Genomic DNA, 18,042 nt, shown 5'->3' on the forward strand with positions numbered 1-18,042 from the left:
TAGTCGAACCGCTCAGCGACGACGACCGCCTCCACGCGGGCTCACGACGATCGGTACGCCGATATAGCCCGTGTAGAAGGGCCGATAGCCAAACGCGCCCATACCGCCGTAGGCCCCGTATCCGAATGGCCCGTACGCACCAAAGAGCCAGGGGTCGAAGTACGGATAGTTCGCGTATCGCGTGCGTCCACCGCGGTCATCCTGCTGCACATCGAGCGGCGCCACGGCCACAGACGCGTTGCCCTGCACGTCCTTGCAATTGCGCTTCTCCTTCTCGGCCTTCGCCACCAGCTTGTCGTTCACCCACAGCGCAATGTCTTCCTTCGACTTGGACGTGAACGCCACCTGTTCATGCGCCGCGAGCGTGATGCGTGTCTTGTCGGTGGCCTTGTCCACAGCCAGCTCCACGTTCACCTCACGATCACTGTCGTTGCGCACCACGAAATCATCGTCGCACAGGTAGCCAAACGTGAGGCGCGTGATGTCCGCCACCTGACTGCGTGTCACGCCAGTGATCTGCGCGTCGACCGGCGCCGCGGCGAGTGTGCCAGCCGCAGCCATCATCGCCGCAGCCCATGCCGCGCGATATCCGGATATCTGCATGTGTTCCTCCTGTCGTCATGATTCCCGTCTCTGAATCCCTTCATGACGGCCTGCACGACGACGCATGATGTGTCCTGTGAGTGCATCGCGCACGGTGCTGCGATGCCGTCACTGTGAAGAAGACACCGATGGGCGCATTCACCCTATCGCGGTGCAAGCCAGCGGGACGCCGACGTCGCATACGGCATTTTCCTGACAGAGACGACGCCACGCACGGAACTACGTTGCCGCGTCCGGTCGACTCGCCGACACCGGCGAGTCACTCATCATCGGATGGACATTCTCTCCGACATCAGGAGTGGTTTCATGCGGGATACAGGATTTTCGAACGTCTGCCGTTCACTGGCTGGGGGATTCGCGCAGGCACCGCGATCCAGGATGCGTCGCACCATTGGCATCATGGCAGGCACCGCCTTGCTCATGACGGCGCCGTTTTCGCACGGTGATGCGCAGACGGCGGCATCGACGACGGAAGGGTCATGGATGATTCGTGTGCGTGCGTTGTCACTCACCGCCGCCAACAAGTCCGACGCCATTCCATCGCTCGGCGTGAAAGCCGACCAGATCACCGTAAGCGACAAGATTTTCCCCGACGTCGATATCAGCTACTTCTTCGGCAAACATCTCGCCGCCGAACTCGTGTTGACGTATCCGCAACAGCATGACGTGAAACTCGGCAGCACCAAGATCGGCCATTTCAAACATCTGCCGCCGACGCTGCTGGCGCAGTATCACGTGTTGCCCGACGCGATCGTACGGCCGTACATCGGTGTGGGGGTGAATCTCACGCTCATTTCAGATGTCGATATCGCGGTGCCCGGTGTCGGCCGACTCGATCTCGAAAAGAGTTCGGTTGGTGTGGCCGGACAGGTCGGCGCCGACATTCGCCTGGCGCCCGGCAAGTTCCTGAACATCGACCTCAAGCGCGTCGGCATCGGCTCGGACGTGCTGCTGGGGAGCACAAAAGTGTCCGCCGTGCGGGTCGACCCGTGGCTGGCCAGTGTCGGACTGGGGGTACGCTTCTAGACCGCGTGCGCCGGCGGATATGCCTCCTGTGGGTGGGATTGGCCGTGTTAGATTTGGACGGTTGTTCCCACCCTTTGCGAGGACTCCGTTGATGTCCCGTCGGCCCTACGTGCCCCTGCTGCTGTTGTCGATCGGTGCGTGCACCGTGCAGCGTACTGCCCCTGCTCCGTCTCAAAGTCTCGCGATGCAGCGACAGGTTCCGGCCGTTTCGGAGCTTGGCCGCCACACGGGAGGCCCGTCTGCCATGGACGATCACATGGCGCACATGAACGCGGCCGACCTCGTGGCGCCGCAGATCAACGCGGTGACAACGCCGCAGGACCTGAGCCTACCCGCGTCGGCCAATGCCGCAGCGGAACGGGTGAAAAATTCACCGCGTCACGCCGAATGGGTGAAGATCCCCATGGCTGGTACGCCCGATACGCTCATGGCGTGGGTGGTGTATCCGTTTGCCAAGGACAGCCGCCAGAAGGCACCGGTGGTCGTCGTGGTCCATGAGATCTTCGGTCTGTCCACTTGGGTGCGTGGTGTGGCCGACCAGGTCGCGGCCGACGGCTTCATCGCCATCGCGCCCGATTTCCTGTCCCGTGCACGTGGTGGTCCAAGCTCGGTGGAGCTCAGCGCGGACACCGCGCGCCGTATCATCGCCGGTGTGAACACCACCGAACGCAATCAGATCATCAACGCGGCCGCCAACTACGCGATGATGTTGCCGAGTGCGCAGCAGAAGTATGCGGTGATCGGCTACTGCTGGGGTGGGCAGACGGTGTTTGCCCACGCCGTGAACGGCGGTGTGAAGGGTTTCTCGGGTGGTGTGGCGTTCTATGGTGCGCCGTATACGAAGGGCGGCACACCGGCCACGGCCACCACAGCGGCCGTGCCCGCGTCGGTGGACACGGATTCACTCAAGAAAATCTCGAAGCCGGTCATGTTGCTCAATGGCAGCAAGGATGCCCGTATCGGCGCGTTGATGCCGGCGCTCGAGGAAGCCATGAAGGGCAAGAAGTACGAGCAAAAGAACTACGAGGGCGCCGTGCACGGTTTCCTGCGTGCGCAGGGTGACCCGAAGGCGACGCGGGATGAGGCCGAGGAAGCGGCCAATATCGCCGCCACCAAGGACGGTTGGCCGCGCACCATTGCCTTCCTGCGCAAGAATCTGAAGTAAAGGCACGCTTTCGCAGGCAGCAACAAACAGAAGGCCCCCACACCAGACACGGTGTGGGGGCCTTCTGTTGTCCTGCGTGAATGACGCCTAGCGGTTCGTCGTGTTGTCCAGGAACGGCCGGTTGGTGGCCGTGGTGGAGGTGATCGTCATGTCGCCACGACCGCCGATCGTATACACGCGTCCTCCCGCGAACCCGGTGGCGGCTCGAGAGATGACGTTGGTCGTCGAGCCGGCCACCCGGGTGTTGAGATCGTACGTCCCGGCCGGAATCTCCACGAATGCCCCAGCGGACTTGTATGCGATCGCACCACCAATGGCGACTTCCGTGCCAGTGGTCGTGTTCCGCGCATACAAGGTCATGGGACTCGAATTCGGGATCGCGTTCACGAATCGCACATGAGTGACCAGGAATCGCCCGACCTCGAGCGGTTCCGGCGGCAACACGTCCTCTACGATGAAGCCTTCCACCGTCTTGGCCGTCGTGTTGTAGAACCCACTCACGAAGAGCGAGTACGCCTTGCCATCGGCCAGTGCGCCCGGAATCGTGGCCACGGCGACGTCCTTGTCGACGGTCGCCGCAATGCGTCCGGTGAACGTGTACTGGCCAGGTGCCAGCGCCGAATACAGCGACCCCAGGCCGACGCCACCGTACACGATGCCGGTGGTGGATTCCACGCCGGTGGCAGAACTGATGGCCGTCACCTTGTCGGTGTTGGCGTAGAAGTTCATGCCCGGAGCGTTGAGTCCGAAGTTGTAGAAGCGGATACGTGCCGTCGGCAGGGGGCCGTCGATGGTCTGCACCGCCGTCTTGTCACATGCCGCCAACACAACGGCACCCAGCAGCGTCACCGACCGAAGAGATCGGGAGAAGATTCTGTTGATGGTCATGGCGTTCACGGTTGGGTGATCCAAAGCGGCTTGGTGTGGTAGTCGGCGGCGCGGGCTCCGATGGCGTCGAGTGCGGGGATATTCCACACATACTCGGAGTTGTACCGCGGACGAATACGCTGGACGACCTTGCCGCCATTGTCTCCATAGAGGTTGGTCGGCGCCGCAAAACCAGGGTACACCTGACGGCCACTGGCGGGATCGATATCCGTGTAGTGATACCGGCGCATGTCCATCCACAGCTCGTTGTGTCCCCATCCCCACTGCGCGATGTACTTCTGGGACATGATATGCGTGAGCGTGAGTCCGGCCGCGCCCGGCATGATGGCCGTATTGGTCAGGAACGCATCCTTCTCGGCCGCCGTGATCTGCGTAGGCTGCTGGTTGTTGTCGAGATTGCGGGCGTTCACAAAGTCGATGTGCGACGACACGGCGTTGCGATATGCCGTATAGGCCGTGGCCTTGTCACCGGCGCGATATGCCGCTTCGGCCTTGATGAACTGCAACTGCGAGTACGTCATTACCGGGATCTTCGCCTTGTCGTCGAAGATGTAGCGCCCCGGCAACTGCGCTCCACCGCTGCCCGGATAGCCGTTGAAGTTGTTGGGCTGCTGCGTCGCCGTGAGCGCTCCGTAGTTCACGGCATTGATATCGAGACCACGATACTGTCCGTCCGGAGACGGAGACAGCATGCGGCTCAGGCGCGGATCCACCACGCCATTGAACGCCGTGCCGTTCATCAGCCCGACCACGAACTGCGTCTGACGATAGAACGTGGTACCACCGATGTTGCCGCGGGTCCGGCCCCAGAAGTTGATGTCGTCGTTCTGGGTGGCCGGATAGGTCAGAAGGGGATCGTCGGCGTTGCTCGCAAACGACTTGTCCACTGCCGCGATCACATCCGCTGGCTTGTAGCCCGCTTTGTTGCTGTAGTGGTTCAGGTTCATGGCCAGCATGGCGTAGGCCAGCTTGAGCCACTTGGCACGATCTCCGCCGTACATCTTGTCGCCACGGGCCAGATACGCCACGTCCACGCCACCATCGTTCCGCTGCAGCAGCTCGATCGCCTTGTTCAGCAGACGCTGGGTCTCCTGATAGGCGAACTCCTGCGAATCGTAGTTGAACGAGAAGGTGTTCTGGTTGATGGCCTCCTTGATGATGATCTCACCGTGCATGTCGGTGAGCACCTGCCATCCCCAGGCCTTGAGCACATAGCCCACGCCCAAGATGTCCCAGCGCTCTTCCGCCTCGGCCTTCGTCATCATGTCCACGAGGTTCTGGCCGAGCGTCCAATACACATCGCGCCACTGCTGGGCACCGTTGTCGCTGCCCGGGTCGTATCCCATACGGTCCCAGGTGGTCTGCGCCGTCGCCGCGACATACCACTGCTGCGTATAGCGGCCGATGAAACGCCCCTCATACTGCGGAGCGGTGGCCATCCAGTGGATCATCGGCGCCAGGTACAGATTGGCCGACACCACCTGCGGCGCGTTGGGGTTGGTGTTGACATCGAGGAATTCGTCGCAGCTCGTGGCGGGCAGTACCAACCCTCCCACCAGCAGCGCAGTGCAGAGCCGTTTCATCGGAAGACGGTTGATCGGAAACATGCCTAGGAGTCCTGCGGACGGAGTCAGGGATTCGCGTCGCATGATCAGTACCCCAGCTTGACGCCGAACGCGAAGCCGCGCGGCATCGGGAAGTTGCCGAAGTCGATGCCGGATGCACCCGAGCCACCAACCGCAGCCGTGTTGCCGTTCACCACCGGATCGAGTCCCGAATAGTTCGTGAAGAGGAACAAGTCGGTGCCGCGCACCCACACGCTCACGTCACGGGCCTTGAAATACCGGTTGGGCACCTGGTAACGCAGCGTGACATCGCGCAGACGGAACCAGTTGATGTCCTTCTCGATGAAGAGCTCTTCGCTCATCAGGCGGTAGTACTCCGTCTGCGCACCCGGCACGACGACAATCGTGTTCTTGGTCGGCGTGGAGCTGTTTTCCTTGCCGTCCCGCAACACCCCCTCCACCACACGCGGCTCCCACCGATCGAGCGTGCGCATGCTCAGGCCACGGGTCGTCAGATAGTGCTCGGTGGCATTGAACACATCACCACCGCGGCGCACATCCAGCAGCATGCTCAACTGGAAGTTCTTGAAGCGGAAGGTGTTGGTGATACCGATGGAGTAGTCGGGCTGACGATCGTAGCCGCCATCGATGAACGTGGCCGAACGCAGCGGAAGTCCGGTCGTCGGATCGATCAGTAGCTGCTTCTGATTGTTGCGCTGGTAGAAAAAGCCGGTCAGCGAGCGCGTCGACAGGTTGGGCGCTGTACCGTTGCGCACATTGCCGAACAGCCAGGTGTCGGACACGTAGGATTCCGGCAGATCATTCGGAATCTTGAGCGTCTTGCCGCGGGCTCGCTCGAAGTTGGTGGTGATGTCCCAACCGGCGCTGGCGGTCTGGATCGGGCTCAGACGCAGCGTGGCTTCGACGCCTTGGTTTTCCGTCTCGGCGCCATTGAGATTGAACAGGATGAACCCCGTGGCGTAGGAGCCGCGGATATCGTTCACGATCTGATCGGTCGTGCGCGCCTTGTAGTGCGTGATATCGAGGCCGACCCGGTTCTTGAGGAAGCTCAGCTCCGCACCGAATTCCACCGACGTCTTGAACTCCGGCTTGAGCCCGAGATTGGGGCCCGTGAAGCCGTACCCGTATCCGCCGTTGGCGGTCAGCTTGGATTCGAGCGATGGACGGAACGCATACGGACGCGCATCGCGACCCACCGCTGCGTAGCCCGCGCGCAGCTTGCCACTGACGAACTTGGCCACGGACGGGAAGGCGTCACTGAAGACAAAGGCCGCATTGACACCCGGATAGAAGAACGAGTTGCGCTCGACGGGAATGGTGGACGTCCAGTCGTTGCGCCCCGTCGCTGTCACGAACAGATAGTTGTCATAGCTGACCGTGGCGCTGCCGAACACACCGACCAGGCGACGCTGCAACAAGGTCGTGCGGTTCGTACGCAGCACGGTGTTGTTGGCCGACACGAACGCCGGGTCGAGGAAGTCCTGTCCCTTGATGGCATTCGTCTGTGACCAGGAGTCATTGATCGCGTTCGCCACCAGGCCGCGCACCGCAATCTTCGAAGTGAGCTGGTAGGTATTGAAGTTCAGAACCGTCTGCATGTTGGTGTTGCGCGTGACATCGTCCGCAAGATCCAACACGCCGTTGTACTGGAAGCCAGACGCACTCTGCGGATTCCGCAACAGCAACGCTTCGCTGATGTAGGTCTGCGTGCCGATGTTGGTTTGCAGAGAGGCCCAGCGCACCGGCGTCAGCGTCAACCCGAGATTCGCAATGATCTGGCTGGTGACGTTGTTGTTCCGGTTGGCCGACAGGTTGAAATACGGATTGTCCACTTCGGCCGAAGCGCCAAGGTTGGTGAGTCGACGGCGCTGACCGGACGGCGTCAGGTAGTCCTTGGCATTGTCGGTCTGCGGCCAGAGCAACAAACCGATCAGCGGACCGATCTCGCCCTTGTAGGGCTGATTGTTGTCGGCCTTGCTGTACTGCATGCTCAGGTCGGCCTTGAGCCAACTGGTCGCCTGCCCCGTCGCCGCACCGGTCACGTTGATACGCCGGTAGTCGGTGTTGATCACCACACCCTTGGTGTCCTAAAACGCCGTGCCGAGACGATAGGTGATGCGACCGTCGCTGGAGCCGCCGCTGAAGTTCAGGTTGTGGCGCTGATTCACCGACTGGCGAAAGAAGCCGTCGATGTTGTCGTAGAACTGTGTACCCGCCGGGTACTGGGGGCCAAAGTACGTGAAGCCCGCCGTCGACAGTCCGCTCGGCGAAAACACATTCTGCAGCTCAGGGTTCGCCCGCATATTGTCGATGCGGAAGTCATTGCTGTAGTCGAAACCGTTCGAGCCCGCACGGCCGCGCTTCGTCGTGATGACGATGGCGCCATTGGCTGCGTCGATGCCGTACAGCGCAGCCGCTTCAGGCCCCTTCAGCACCACGAGGGTTTCAATGTCTTCCGGGTTGATGTCGGCCGCCCGGTTGGTGAAATCGACACCGCGATTCGAGAAGGCCGTCAACGATCCCGGGGCGTCCGACGCGAGCACGCCGGTGCTCATCGTCTTGTTGTCGATGGGCAAACCATCGACGATCATGAGCGGCTGATTGCTCGAGCTGATCGAGCTCACACCGCGGATGGTGATGGAAGCCGACGCGCCCGGCACACCGGAGCTGCTCGTGACCTCCACGCCCGCCACGCGCCCCTGCAGGCCGTTCACGAAATTTTCGCGTCCCGTCTGTGCCAGGTCAGCACCGATCACGGTCTGCTGCGACACACCCAGACTGCGCTGCACCGTCTGCTGGCCGAGCGCAGTGACCACCATGGCATCGAGATTGGTCGCCGACTTCTCGAGGGTCACATTGATGACGCTGTTCGTGCCGACGGGGCGCTCCTGCGGGACATAGCCGATGAGTCGGTACTGCAGAGTTTGCCCCGGACTCACCCGGATGGTGTAATCGCCGTTGGTATTGGACTGAGTCCCCAACGTCGTGCCCTTGATGACAATGGAGGCGCCTGACAAGGGCACACTCCCATCGCGGGTGACCTTGCCGGTCACGGTTTGCTGTTGAGCCATCGCCGATGAGGCGATGAGGGCGGTGCCAAGCAGCACCGCCAGGACGCGTTTCTTCATCGTGAAGAGTGCCTGGGAGGGGGCCTGTGCACTGTCGGGAGCAGCGCACGGACAGGATGAAACAGTGGGCCTGCAAGGGGCACGATTTGCCGAAAATTCCGAGGAGTGATCCCCGTCGCAATCGGATGGCCTACCTTAGCCCTGCCCACATAGGCTGTCAAACCGTCCCGGGGACCAACAGGTGAGCCCTCCCGTCAATGCACGACTCAGCGACCCTGTCGCACTTTCAGCAGCGCTATTCCACAGCACTCAGCGGGCTGAGCCGCTCACCCGAATACTCATGGGCCCATCCGTATTCCGAATTGATGGGATAGTCGGGGACTCCGAACAGTCGCCTGCCGACGGCACCCCAGCCCATCGGCAGCCCTTGGCAGCAGCCCCGATAGGCGTCTCCGGGGACTAATTTCCCGCCATGACTGAAGCGAATTCTCACCGGCCCCTGCCACTCCTCTCTGTACTCGACACGCTGCCCACACGCGTACTCGTCACGGGTGGTGCCGGCTTCATCGGCAGCGCGCTGGTCTGGGCCCTCAATCAGCAGGGCGTCGACCGCATCGTCATCGCCGATCGGCTCGGGCAGGACGAGAAGTGGCGCAACCTCGTCCCGCTGCGGTTCGAGGACTACCTCGAGGCCGACGATCTCTTCCCGCGTCTCGAGTCAGGGGCATTGGGAGATTTCGACCTCATTCTCCACCTCGGCGCCTGTTCGGCCACGACCGAGCTCGATGCGACCTATCTCGCGCGCAACAACTTCGAGTTCACCAAACAGCTCGCCCACCGGGCGCTCGCGCGGGGATCACGATTCGTGTACGCGTCGAGTGCCGCCACGTATGGCGACGGCGCACACGGCATGGACGATATCGACAATTCGTCCGCCGCGCTCTCGCGGCTTCGTCCGCTGAACGCGTACGGTTACTCCAAGCACCTGTTCGACCAGTATGCGGCGCAGGCCGGGCTGCTGCATCGGATTGTGGGACTCAAGTACTTCAACGTGTACGGCCCCAACGAAGCGCACAAAGGCGATATGCGCTCGCTCGTCCATAAGGCCTTCGGGCAGATCCGCGACACCGGCCGCGTCCGGCTCTTTCGCTCACACCGGGTCGACTACAAGGATGGCGAGCAGCAACGCGACTTCCTCTACGTGAAGGACGCGGTGGCCATGACGTTGCACCTGGCCATGTCACCGGCGGCCGGTGGCCTGTACAACATCGGCAGCGGCCAGGCACACTCGTGGCTCGAGCTCACCGGCGCCCTGTTCGCCGCACTCGGTCGTGAACCGGAGATCGAGTTCATCGATATTCCCGAGTCCATCCGCGCCAAGTACCAGTATCACACCAAGGCCGAGATCGCGAAGCTACGGGCGGCCGGATATGCGGCGCTCGTGACGCCATTGGCGGACGCCGTGCGTGACTATGTGCAGGGTTACCTCACCGACGACCGGCGTCTGGGAGACTGAGGCGAGTGACGGCGGCCAGTGCGACAGCAGGTGACTGGACGTGAGTGACGCCGCACGGCGCTTCGCGCGCAGTCGATGGATGTGGTACCTGCTGACCGCGCTGCTCGCATCGATGCTGCTGACAGCCTGCGACCGGACCTCGACCAACACCAGCCAGACGGCCCCGACTCTGCGCTGGGGTGGTGACGCCGAAGGTGGTGCGCCTTTTGTGGAAGCCGATCCCGCCAATGCCAGTATCGTGCACGGTTTCGACGTGGAGATCGCGTCGGCCATCGCGACCGGACTTGGACGCACACCGCAATTCGTGCAGGTCAGCTGGCCGTCCATCGAACAATCGGTGACGCGCGGTGATTTTGATGTGGGGATGTCGGGTCTCGAAGACCGCCCCGAGTTGCGCGCCCGGATGGCCGTGAGCCTGCCGTACTTCGAGTTCCGCGAAGTGCTGGCCGTGCGTCCCGCGGACGCCACACGCTTCCGCACGCTGGCCGATCTGGCGAAGCGTCGTGTGGCGACGCTGGGTTCCACGCAGGCGTATACCATGCTGCTCGAGGCGCAGCGTGTGCATGGCGTCATTCCGGTCTCGTACGACGACGATGTGTATCCCTACAAAGATCTGGTGGCCGGTCGTGTGGATGCCGTGCTGCTCGACCACGTGCTGGCCGATCGGGCCATGCGGCGCACGGCGGGGTTTGTCGTACAGCCTGAACCCGTCGCGATCGGCCACTATGTCGCCGTGTTCGCCCCGGAACGACACGCACTGCGCGATTCCGCCGATGCGATATTGCGTGCACGCCTCGTCGATGGGTCGCTGGAACGGATCTTCCGCACGTGGGGCGTGTGGGACGAAGCCCAGGCGCGTTACCAGCAGCAACTCATCGCGCAGTTCGCCGAACAACCCACCAACGACACCGCGGCTGGCAGCACGGGCACCGTTGCCTCAGCTCCCCGTTCAGCCGGTACGTCGCCCGCGTCACTGACCGCATACCTGCCGGCACTGCTGCGCGCCGCGGTCATCACACTGGGCATCTCACTCGCCGCGATGGCGCTCGCCATGGTCGCTGGTGGCGCTATCGCGACCGGACGGGTGTACGGTGGTCCGGTACTGCGTGCGGCACTTTCCATCTATGTCGAAGTGGTGCGCGGCACACCCGTGTTGCTGCAGCTCTTTGTGCTGTACTACGGCTTGAGCGGAGTGATCCGCTTACCGGCATTGGTGGCCGCGATTCTCGGGCTCGGACTCAACTATGCCGCCTATGAGTCGGAGATTTACCGGTCGGCCCTCATGGCCATCCCACGCGCGCAGCTCGAGGCCGCCCGCACCCTCGGCCTCACGGAGTGGCAGGTTCTGCGACTGGTGCGCGGCCCCCAGGCACTGCGCCTCGCGCTCGCACCGATGACGAACGATTTCGTCGCGCTGCTCAAAGACTCGTCGCTCGTATCGGTGATCACGGTGGTGGAGCTCACCAAGCAGACCGCCATCTATGCGACCAACAGTGGGAGCTGGGTGGTTCCCGGGTTGATGTGTGGCGTGATCTATCTGTGCATGTCACTGCCACTGTCGCGATTGGCCCGCCGTCTTGAAGCGCGATGGAGCACCTGAGCATGACGGCACCGGCGCTCACGCTCGAGCAAGTCACACTGTCCCGCGACGGTCGTGCGGTATTGCGCGGCGTCGATCTCGCCGTGCCCACTGGCCAAGTCTGGGCGTTGATGGGGGTATCCGGCGCTGGCAAGTGCACCATCCTGCGTGCGGCGGTGGCCCTCGAGGCCTTCGACAGCGGCCGTATCACGATGGGCGACGTATCGCTGGTGCCGGGCCGCGTGCCGCCCGAATCGCAACTGCACGCGCTACGCCGCCGCGTGGGCATGGTGTTTCAACAGCACGCCCTCTTTGCGCATCTCTCGGCGCTCGACAACGTGACCCTGGCCCCGGTACACACTGGCGCCCTGACGCCGGCAACGGCGCGGTCGACGGCGATGCAGTTGCTCGATTCGCTCGGCGTGGCCCATCGTGCCGAAGCCTATCCCGCGCAACTCTCCGGCGGGGAAGCACAGCGAGTCGCCATTGCCCGCGCGCTCGCACTCGACCCACCGTTGTTGCTGATGGACGAACCCACCGCCGCTCTCGATCCGGCGCGACGCATGGCCCTCACCGAAACGTTGCGCCAGCTCGCACAGAGCGGACGGACATTGCTCATCACCACACATGATCTGGGCTTTGCACGTAACGTGGCCGATCAAGTCGCCGTGTTGTCTCACGGCATGGTGGTGGAATGCGGCAGCGCACGCCAAGTGCTCGACGCACCTTCGCATGAGGCGACCAAAGAATTGCTGATCTCCGCAACGGACTCAGCTCCGACTTAGCACCTACCACCTACAGCTTAGTACCGTGCCCCCTGACACCTGTGTCCAGCGGTTGGAGGCTGGGTCATAGGACGCGGGTACTAAGTGATACGTGGCAGGTGATAAGTTGGCGCTGGCTTCAGTGTGCTTGCGGACGGAAAAAACTATTGACCACGAGCCCATTGATAGAGACCGGCATAATGCCGCGCGGCCATCGTCCACGAATGATCTTCCCGCATGCCACGCTCACGCAGCAGCTTCCATCCGTCGACATCGCGATACGAGATCAACGCGCGCCGGATCGCATCGATGAAATGGCTCGCCTCATACGGATGGAATCGAAACCCATTGCCGTCATACCCTTCCCGCACGGTGTCGGCGAGTCCGCCGGTGGCCCGTACAATGGGCACACTGCCGTAGCGCAAGGCAATGAGCTGCCCGAGGCCACACGGTTCGAAACGTGAGGGCATCAGGAAGGCGTCGCTGCCAGCATATATCTGCTGCGCCAATGCCGCATCGAATCCGGTCGTGACGGCCACCCGCTGTGGATGATGGTGCGCGAGCCGTTGAAAAGCTTCCTGCAGATAGGGCTGTCCGGATCCCAGCAACACGAGTTGTGCGTCGGTCTCCTGCAGCAGCCACGGCATGATCACGTGCAACAGATCAAAACCTTTCTGTTCCACGAGTCGTGACACCACACCGAGCAGCGGCCGTGCGGCGTCCACGGGTAGCCCGCAGCGGGTCTGCAATGCCGCTTTGCACTCGGCCTTGCCCTCCAGGTGATCCACATCGTACGTCGCCACCAGGTGGCGGTCGGTCGCCGGATCGTAGCGCCCCGTATCGATGCCGTTCAGAATGCCCGCTACACGATCCTGCCGACGACGCAACAGCCCATCGAGACGCTCGCCGTATTCGGGCGTCATGATTTCGCGTGCGTACGTAGGGCTCACCGTGGAGACCACGTCGGCGTACAGGATGCCACGCGCCATGAAGTTGAACGAGTGGGCAATACCGGCGCCCAGGCCGTTCTCCACCAGCCCACCTTCGCTCAACCCCGCCACCGCCAGCACATCGGGGTGCACCTGCCCCTGATACGCCAAGTTGTGGATGGTGAACACCGTGGCGATATGGCCGAACGTGTAGGCGTAGTAGGTCTTGAGATAGTTGATGACCAGCGCGGCATGCCAATCGTGGCAGTGCACCACGTCGGGTTGCCACCCGTCCACCTCACGCAGGTGTTGCATGGTGGCCAGGACCGCGCGCGCGAACAGGATGAACCGTCGATGGTCATCGGATTCACCGTAGATCACGCCACGTTCGAAAGCCGCCGGGACGTCGAGCAGATAAGTGGGCACGTCATCATCCCGCGCCCGCCACACCCGCAATTCTTCGGCGCGCTCACCCAGCGGCAGGAAGGTGGCCGCGATGGGCCCCTCCATGGGCACACCGTTCTGCCGGATCTCACGGTAGCGCGGTAACACCACGCGCACATCATGGCCGAGCGTCCGCAGGGCGGCGGGCAACGCCCCGGCCACATCGGCCAGCCCCCCCGCCTTCACATAGGGTGTCGCTTCGGCAGCAACAAAGAGCACGTTCATGCCCCGTACCTTACGCCCTGCGCGCACGCGACGCAAAATGCGGGCAGGGGGATGGCGCCATCGCCCCCGGAAGGCCCGCCTGGTTTCACTCCGTTTCCCCGATCGCCCTCGTATGACCCCGTCCAATCGCGGCACGCTTGCCCGCACGGCCATGGCATATGTGCTCGCCGGCGGCCGCGGATCGCGCCTGTACGAACTCACCGACCCGCGCGCCAAGCCGGCGGTGTACTTCGGCGGCAAGACCCGCATCATCGACTTCGCGCTCTCCAACGCGATCAATTCCGGCATCCGACGCATCGGCGTGGCCACGCAGTACAAGGCCCACAGCCTGATCCGGCACCTGCAACGGGGCTGGAACTTCATGCGCCCCGAGCGGAACGAAAGCTTCGATATCCTGCCCGCCAGCCAGCGCGTGAGCGAGACCCAGTGGTACGACGGCACCGCCGATGCCGTCTACCAGAACGGGGACATCATCGCGGACTACGCGCCCGAGTACATGGTCATCCTCGCCGGTGACCACGTCTACAAGATGGATTACGAGCTGATGCTGCAGCAGCACGTGAACCAGAATGCCGATGTCACGGTGGGGGTGCTGGAGGTGCCGCAGCGGGAAGCGTCCGGGTTCGGCGTGATGCACGTCGATGCCAACGACCGCATCATCACGTTTCTCGAGAAGCCCGATGACCCGCCGGGGATTCCCGGCGCACCGCACCTGTCGCTCGCCAGCATGGGCATCTACGTGTTCCGCACCACGTACCTGTTCGAGCTGCTCCGCGCCGATGCGGCGGACCCACATTCCAGTCACGACTTCGGCAAGGACATCATTCCCACCGTGGTACGCCACGGCAAAGCCATTGCGCACCGGTTCAGTACGTCCTGTGTGCGCTCCCAGGACGAGTCCCTGGCGTACTGGAGAGACGTCGGTACCATCGACGCCTATTGGGAAGCCAATATCGATTTGACCACCGTTACGCCTCAGCTCGATCTGTTCGACAAGGACTGGCCGATCTGGACGTATTCGGAACTCACCGCGCCAGCCAAGTTCGTGCACAATGAAGAGGGCCGGCGTGGACATGCCCTGAATTCGCTGGTCTCCGGCGGCTGCATCGTATCCGGGTCCTACCTACACAAGTCGTTGCTGTTCACCGGCGTACGCGTGCACTCCTACTCGCACCTGGAAGGCGCGGTGGTCCAGCCATACGTGGATATCGGCCGGGCGGCACGGCTGCGTAACGTCGTGGTGGATCGCGGGGTACGAATACCTGCCGGATTGGTGGTCGGGGAAGATCCAGTCCTCGACGCCAGGCGATTCCGCCGCTCCGCGCGTGGCACTGTGCTGATCACCCAGCCGATGATTGATCGGCTCTGAGGACCCCAATCATGTCTGCCAGTTGGTTCACCCGCCGAACACTCCTGACCCTGGCCGTGGGGGCAGGAGTGTTTGGATTCTCCGGCTGCCGCAAGAATGCTCCGGCACCCGTGTCGGGCGATATGACCGCGATCGTGGTCGTGACCAATCGCGGGTTCTACGATGTGAATGTGTACGCGATCCGATCGGCGGGCGTGGTCGGCCGACGCCTGGGTACCATCTCCGGGGGCAGTGGCGCCACGCTGCGCATTCGCGAATCGGACCAGCAGCCGGGCGGTGGTGTCACGCTGCAACTGCGGGCCATCGGTGCGCGTTCGACCTGGACCAGCCCGACACTCAATCTCGGGTTTGGTGTGGTGGGCCGTCTGGATATCGCGTCGAGCAGTGGCGGCGATCTCAGTCGGACCATGTTCTACTCACTCTCGCAGCAACCAGGTACACTCTGACGTCGTGCGGCGTGCGAACGCCGGCACATCCGTCAGTCAATTCCGGATGGACAGCCCGACGAACTCGACGAAGAGTTCGGGGATCGCGCCGATGACACCCGGCGCGACGAAGTCGGCCCTCGATAGGCCTGTCGGACCGCATGAGCCTCTACGCACGCATCTTCGAGTTCATTCCCGACGCCGTGCTGGTGGTCGGTGCCGATGGTCGTATCCGAGAGGCCAATCCTCAGGCGGCCACCATGTTCGGCTTCAAGGCAAGCGAACTGCAGAGCCGACTGGTCGACGAGCTGATTCCTCGCCGTTTCGGGCACGGGCACGCCGCGCACCGGCAAGCTTATCTCTCAGGGCCACGCATGCGGCCCATGGGCGCCGGGCTGGAATTGCACGCGGTACGCGCAGACGGCCGCGAGTTTCCCGTGGACGTGCTCCTCAGTCCGATGGACGACGACAATGGTCTGGTCGTGCTCTGCGTCATCCGCGACGTGACCGAACGACGCAAGGCCGACCAACGCCTGCGCGATTCACTGCGCGAAAAAGAGATCCTGCTGCGCGAGATTCATCACCGGGTGAAGAACAACCTCGCGGTGATTTCCAGTCTGCTGTACATGCAGTCCACCCGCATCACCGACCTCGAAACGACCACGGTCCTCGAAGAAAGCCAGCGCCGGGTGCGGTCGATGGCATTGGTGCATGAAACACTGTATCGGTCGGGCAATCTGTCGTCGGTCGAGTTTGCCGACTACGCCGCTTCACTGTGCGAAGAAGTGCGCCACAGTCAGCGTATTCCCGGACAGTCCATCGAATTCGACCTCTCGCTCGAGCCCATCACGATGTCGGTGGATCTGGCCGTGCCGTGTGGCCTGATCCTCAACGAGCTGGTCACCAACGCCATGAAACACGCCTTCCCCGCCGGGCGCCCGGGGCACATTCGATTGACACTCTCGAATCAGGATCCCCAGTGGAGCGAGATGGTGGTGGAGGACGATGGCGTGGGCACGAACAAAGGGTTGCAGGACCGCCTGTCACTCGGCCTGACATTGGTGGAGGCACTCGCACGCCAGATCGATGGCCAATTTGAATTGACGCAGGGTGAACCGGGCACGGTCGCGCGCCTCAGGATCCCCACGCCTCACGCCGCGTGACACAGACATAATCATGCCTGTCCCGATCCCTGTTTCACCTGCACAACACCGCGTCCTGGTGGTTGAAGACGAAGCGCTGATCGCCGCCGAGCTGGTGGATCGGTTGCGGCGGCGCGGTTACGACGTGGTGGGCCCCGAAGACAGCGCGGCCGCGGCCATCGAGGCCGTCGCGACGTTGCGCCCCACGGTGGTACTGATGGACATCCGGCTCAAGGGCGAACGGGATGGCATCGACGCCGCCAACGAGATTCACCGACGCTTCAATGTGCCGGTGGTGTTTCTCACCGCCAACGCCGACAGCGCCACCTATGAGCGTGCGCACACCACCGCGCAGTACGGGTATGTCCTGAAGCCGTTCCACGAGCGCGATCTGTTTCTGGCGCTCGACCTGGCACTGCATCGACATCGCATCGAGCGGGATCTTCGCGCGAGCTCGCTCACCTTTGCCCCGATCAGTGATGGTGTCGCCGATGCGGTGGTGGTGGCCGACCGCGACGAGATGGTGCGCTACCTGAACCCGTCGGCCGAACGCCTGCTGGGCTGGACACTGTACGACGCGGTGGAGCAGGGGCTGGTGCTGTCACAACTGCTCAAGCTGGAATCGTCGGTCCCGGGTCGTACGGTGCCGCTCACCGAGGGTCTCCGCGGCGACTGGCATGATGACGACGCCTGGGTCATCAACCGGCAGGAAGAGCGTATTCCCGTCGCGTGGCGCTGCCGTGCCATGGTCTCACCACACGGTGAACCCGCAGGCCACGTGCACACGTTGACCGACCTGCGTGCCCAGCGCCGCCTCGAGAAGATGCGACGTGCGGCAGATGGATTGTTGCGCGTGGCCTTCGAAGCCTCACCGGCCGCCATCGCATTGCTGGATGGCGACGGCAATATCGTGCGCCACAATCCCGGCTTCCTGACGATGATCGGTCTGTCGGCGGATGCGTCGCAGATTGAAGGCGCGGCGGACACCCATGTGTGGCCCAGTGATCGCGCGGCGTTCACGGAATGGCTGAAATCGGCGCCCGCTCCCGGTACGCGGGCGGCCCCCGTCGAGATGCATCTGCGACACATGGCCGGACGTTCGGTGCAGGTGCTGGCAACCGTGGTGAAGGTGCCGGACACACTCGATGGACAACCGATCATCCTGTGGCAGTCGCAGCGGATCGAGCAACAGAAAGAACTGATCAACGAAGCCATGCATCGTTCGGCGGCCAACACCAAGGGTGTGAAAGCGCTCCTGCCGTTCCGCCATATCCTGCTGGTGGAAGACGAGCCCAGTCTGCGGTAGATCCTGC

At 62.9% G+C, this 18,042-nt stretch carries 15 protein-coding genes; 9 read left to right on the forward strand and 6 right to left on the reverse strand.

The genetic code is table 11. From position 1 onward, the window contains the following. Positions 1 to 12: 12 nt before the first annotated feature. Positions 13 to 603, reverse strand: coding sequence for a hypothetical protein (locus tag GAU_RS16320; RefSeq protein ID WP_015895004.1), 591 nt, complete (start codon positions 601 to 603; stop codon positions 13 to 15). Positions 604 to 981: 378 nt separating this feature from the next. Between GAU_RS16320 and GAU_RS16325 the strand changes: the two genes are divergently transcribed. Next, entirely contained in the window at positions 982 to 1,629 is a 648-nt protein-coding gene (locus GAU_RS16325; RefSeq protein WP_041265621.1) for an OmpW/AlkL family protein, read from the forward strand. A 91-nt stretch (positions 1,630 to 1,720) separates the two neighbouring features. Then, entirely contained in the window at positions 1,721 to 2,794 is a 1,074-nt protein-coding gene (locus GAU_RS21265) for a dienelactone hydrolase family protein (protein WP_169307714.1), read from the forward strand. 87 nt (positions 2,795 to 2,881) lie between these two features. On the opposite strand, the gene GAU_RS16335 is transcribed toward GAU_RS21265, so the two are convergent. The 4 genes from GAU_RS16335 to GAU_RS21990 form a co-directional block, all read right to left on the reverse strand. Next, positions 2,882 to 3,682 carry a DUF4397 domain-containing protein gene (locus tag GAU_RS16335; protein WP_156799093.1) on the reverse strand — a complete coding sequence of 267 codons (801 nt, stop codon included), beginning with the start codon at positions 3,680 to 3,682 and terminating at the stop codon, positions 2,882 to 2,884. 5 nt (positions 3,683 to 3,687) lie between these two features. Continuing rightward, positions 3,688 to 5,265, reverse strand: coding sequence for a RagB/SusD family nutrient uptake outer membrane protein (locus tag GAU_RS16340; RefSeq protein WP_015895008.1), 1,578 nt, complete (start codon positions 5,263 to 5,265; stop codon positions 3,688 to 3,690). A 68-nt stretch (positions 5,266 to 5,333) separates the two neighbouring features. Beyond that, positions 5,334 to 7,343, reverse strand: a complete 2,010-nt coding sequence (locus tag GAU_RS16345; protein ID WP_015895009.1) for a TonB-dependent receptor domain-containing protein — start codon at positions 7,341 to 7,343, stop codon at positions 5,334 to 5,336. A gap of 12 nt (positions 7,344 to 7,355) precedes the next feature. Beyond that, entirely contained in the window at positions 7,356 to 8,396 is a 1,041-nt protein-coding gene (locus GAU_RS21990; RefSeq protein WP_015895010.1) for a carboxypeptidase-like regulatory domain-containing protein, read from the reverse strand. Positions 8,397 to 8,808: 412 nt separating this feature from the next. Here GAU_RS21990 and rfaD point away from each other — a divergent pair, with 412 nt between their 5' ends. The 3 genes from rfaD to GAU_RS16360 are packed head-to-tail and all read left to right on the forward strand — an operon-like array spanning position 8,809 to position 12,216. Beyond that, the gene (gene rfaD, locus GAU_RS16350) at positions 8,809 to 9,852 is read left to right on the forward strand and encodes an ADP-glyceromanno-heptose 6-epimerase (protein ID WP_015895011.1); all 1,044 of its coding nucleotides are present in this window, start codon (positions 8,809 to 8,811) and stop codon (positions 9,850 to 9,852) included. Between the two features lie 40 nt (positions 9,853 to 9,892). Then, on the forward strand, positions 9,893 to 11,452 hold the full coding sequence (locus tag GAU_RS16355) for an ABC transporter substrate-binding protein/permease (RefSeq protein ID WP_015895012.1): 1,560 nt from the start codon (positions 9,893 to 9,895) through the stop codon (positions 11,450 to 11,452). Between the two features lie 2 nt (positions 11,453 to 11,454). Then, the gene (locus tag GAU_RS16360; protein WP_015895013.1) at positions 11,455 to 12,216 is read left to right on the forward strand and encodes an amino acid ABC transporter ATP-binding protein; all 762 of its coding nucleotides are present in this window, start codon (positions 11,455 to 11,457) and stop codon (positions 12,214 to 12,216) included. A 143-nt stretch (positions 12,217 to 12,359) separates the two neighbouring features. Here the strand turns inward: GAU_RS16360 and glgA are convergent, their stop codons facing one another. Next, positions 12,360 to 13,793: a glycogen synthase GlgA gene (gene glgA, locus GAU_RS16365; protein ID WP_015895014.1), complete on the reverse strand. Its 1,434-nt coding sequence runs from the start codon at positions 13,791 to 13,793 to the stop codon at positions 12,360 to 12,362. Between the two features lie 112 nt (positions 13,794 to 13,905). Here glgA and glgC point away from each other — a divergent pair, with 112 nt between their 5' ends. From glgC to GAU_RS21275, 4 genes are all read left to right on the forward strand, one after another. Next, the gene (gene glgC, locus GAU_RS16370; protein WP_015895015.1) at positions 13,906 to 15,162 is read left to right on the forward strand and encodes a glucose-1-phosphate adenylyltransferase; all 1,257 of its coding nucleotides are present in this window, start codon (positions 13,906 to 13,908) and stop codon (positions 15,160 to 15,162) included. 11 nt (positions 15,163 to 15,173) lie between these two features. Next, a complete protein-coding gene (locus tag GAU_RS16375; protein ID WP_015895016.1) occupies positions 15,174 to 15,608 on the forward strand; it encodes a hypothetical protein in 435 nt (144 codons plus the stop codon). Between the two features lie 140 nt (positions 15,609 to 15,748). After that, positions 15,749 to 16,750, forward strand: coding sequence for a sensor histidine kinase (locus GAU_RS16380; RefSeq protein ID WP_015895017.1), 1,002 nt, complete (start codon positions 15,749 to 15,751; stop codon positions 16,748 to 16,750). Between the two features lie 13 nt (positions 16,751 to 16,763). Beyond that, entirely contained in the window at positions 16,764 to 18,035 is a 1,272-nt protein-coding gene (locus GAU_RS21275) for a response regulator (protein WP_015895018.1), read from the forward strand. Positions 18,036 to 18,042: the final 7 nt, after the last annotated feature.

Source organism: Gemmatimonas aurantiaca T-27, assembly GCF_000010305.1.
GTDB lineage: Bacteria > Gemmatimonadota > Gemmatimonadetes > Gemmatimonadales > Gemmatimonadaceae > Gemmatimonas > Gemmatimonas aurantiaca.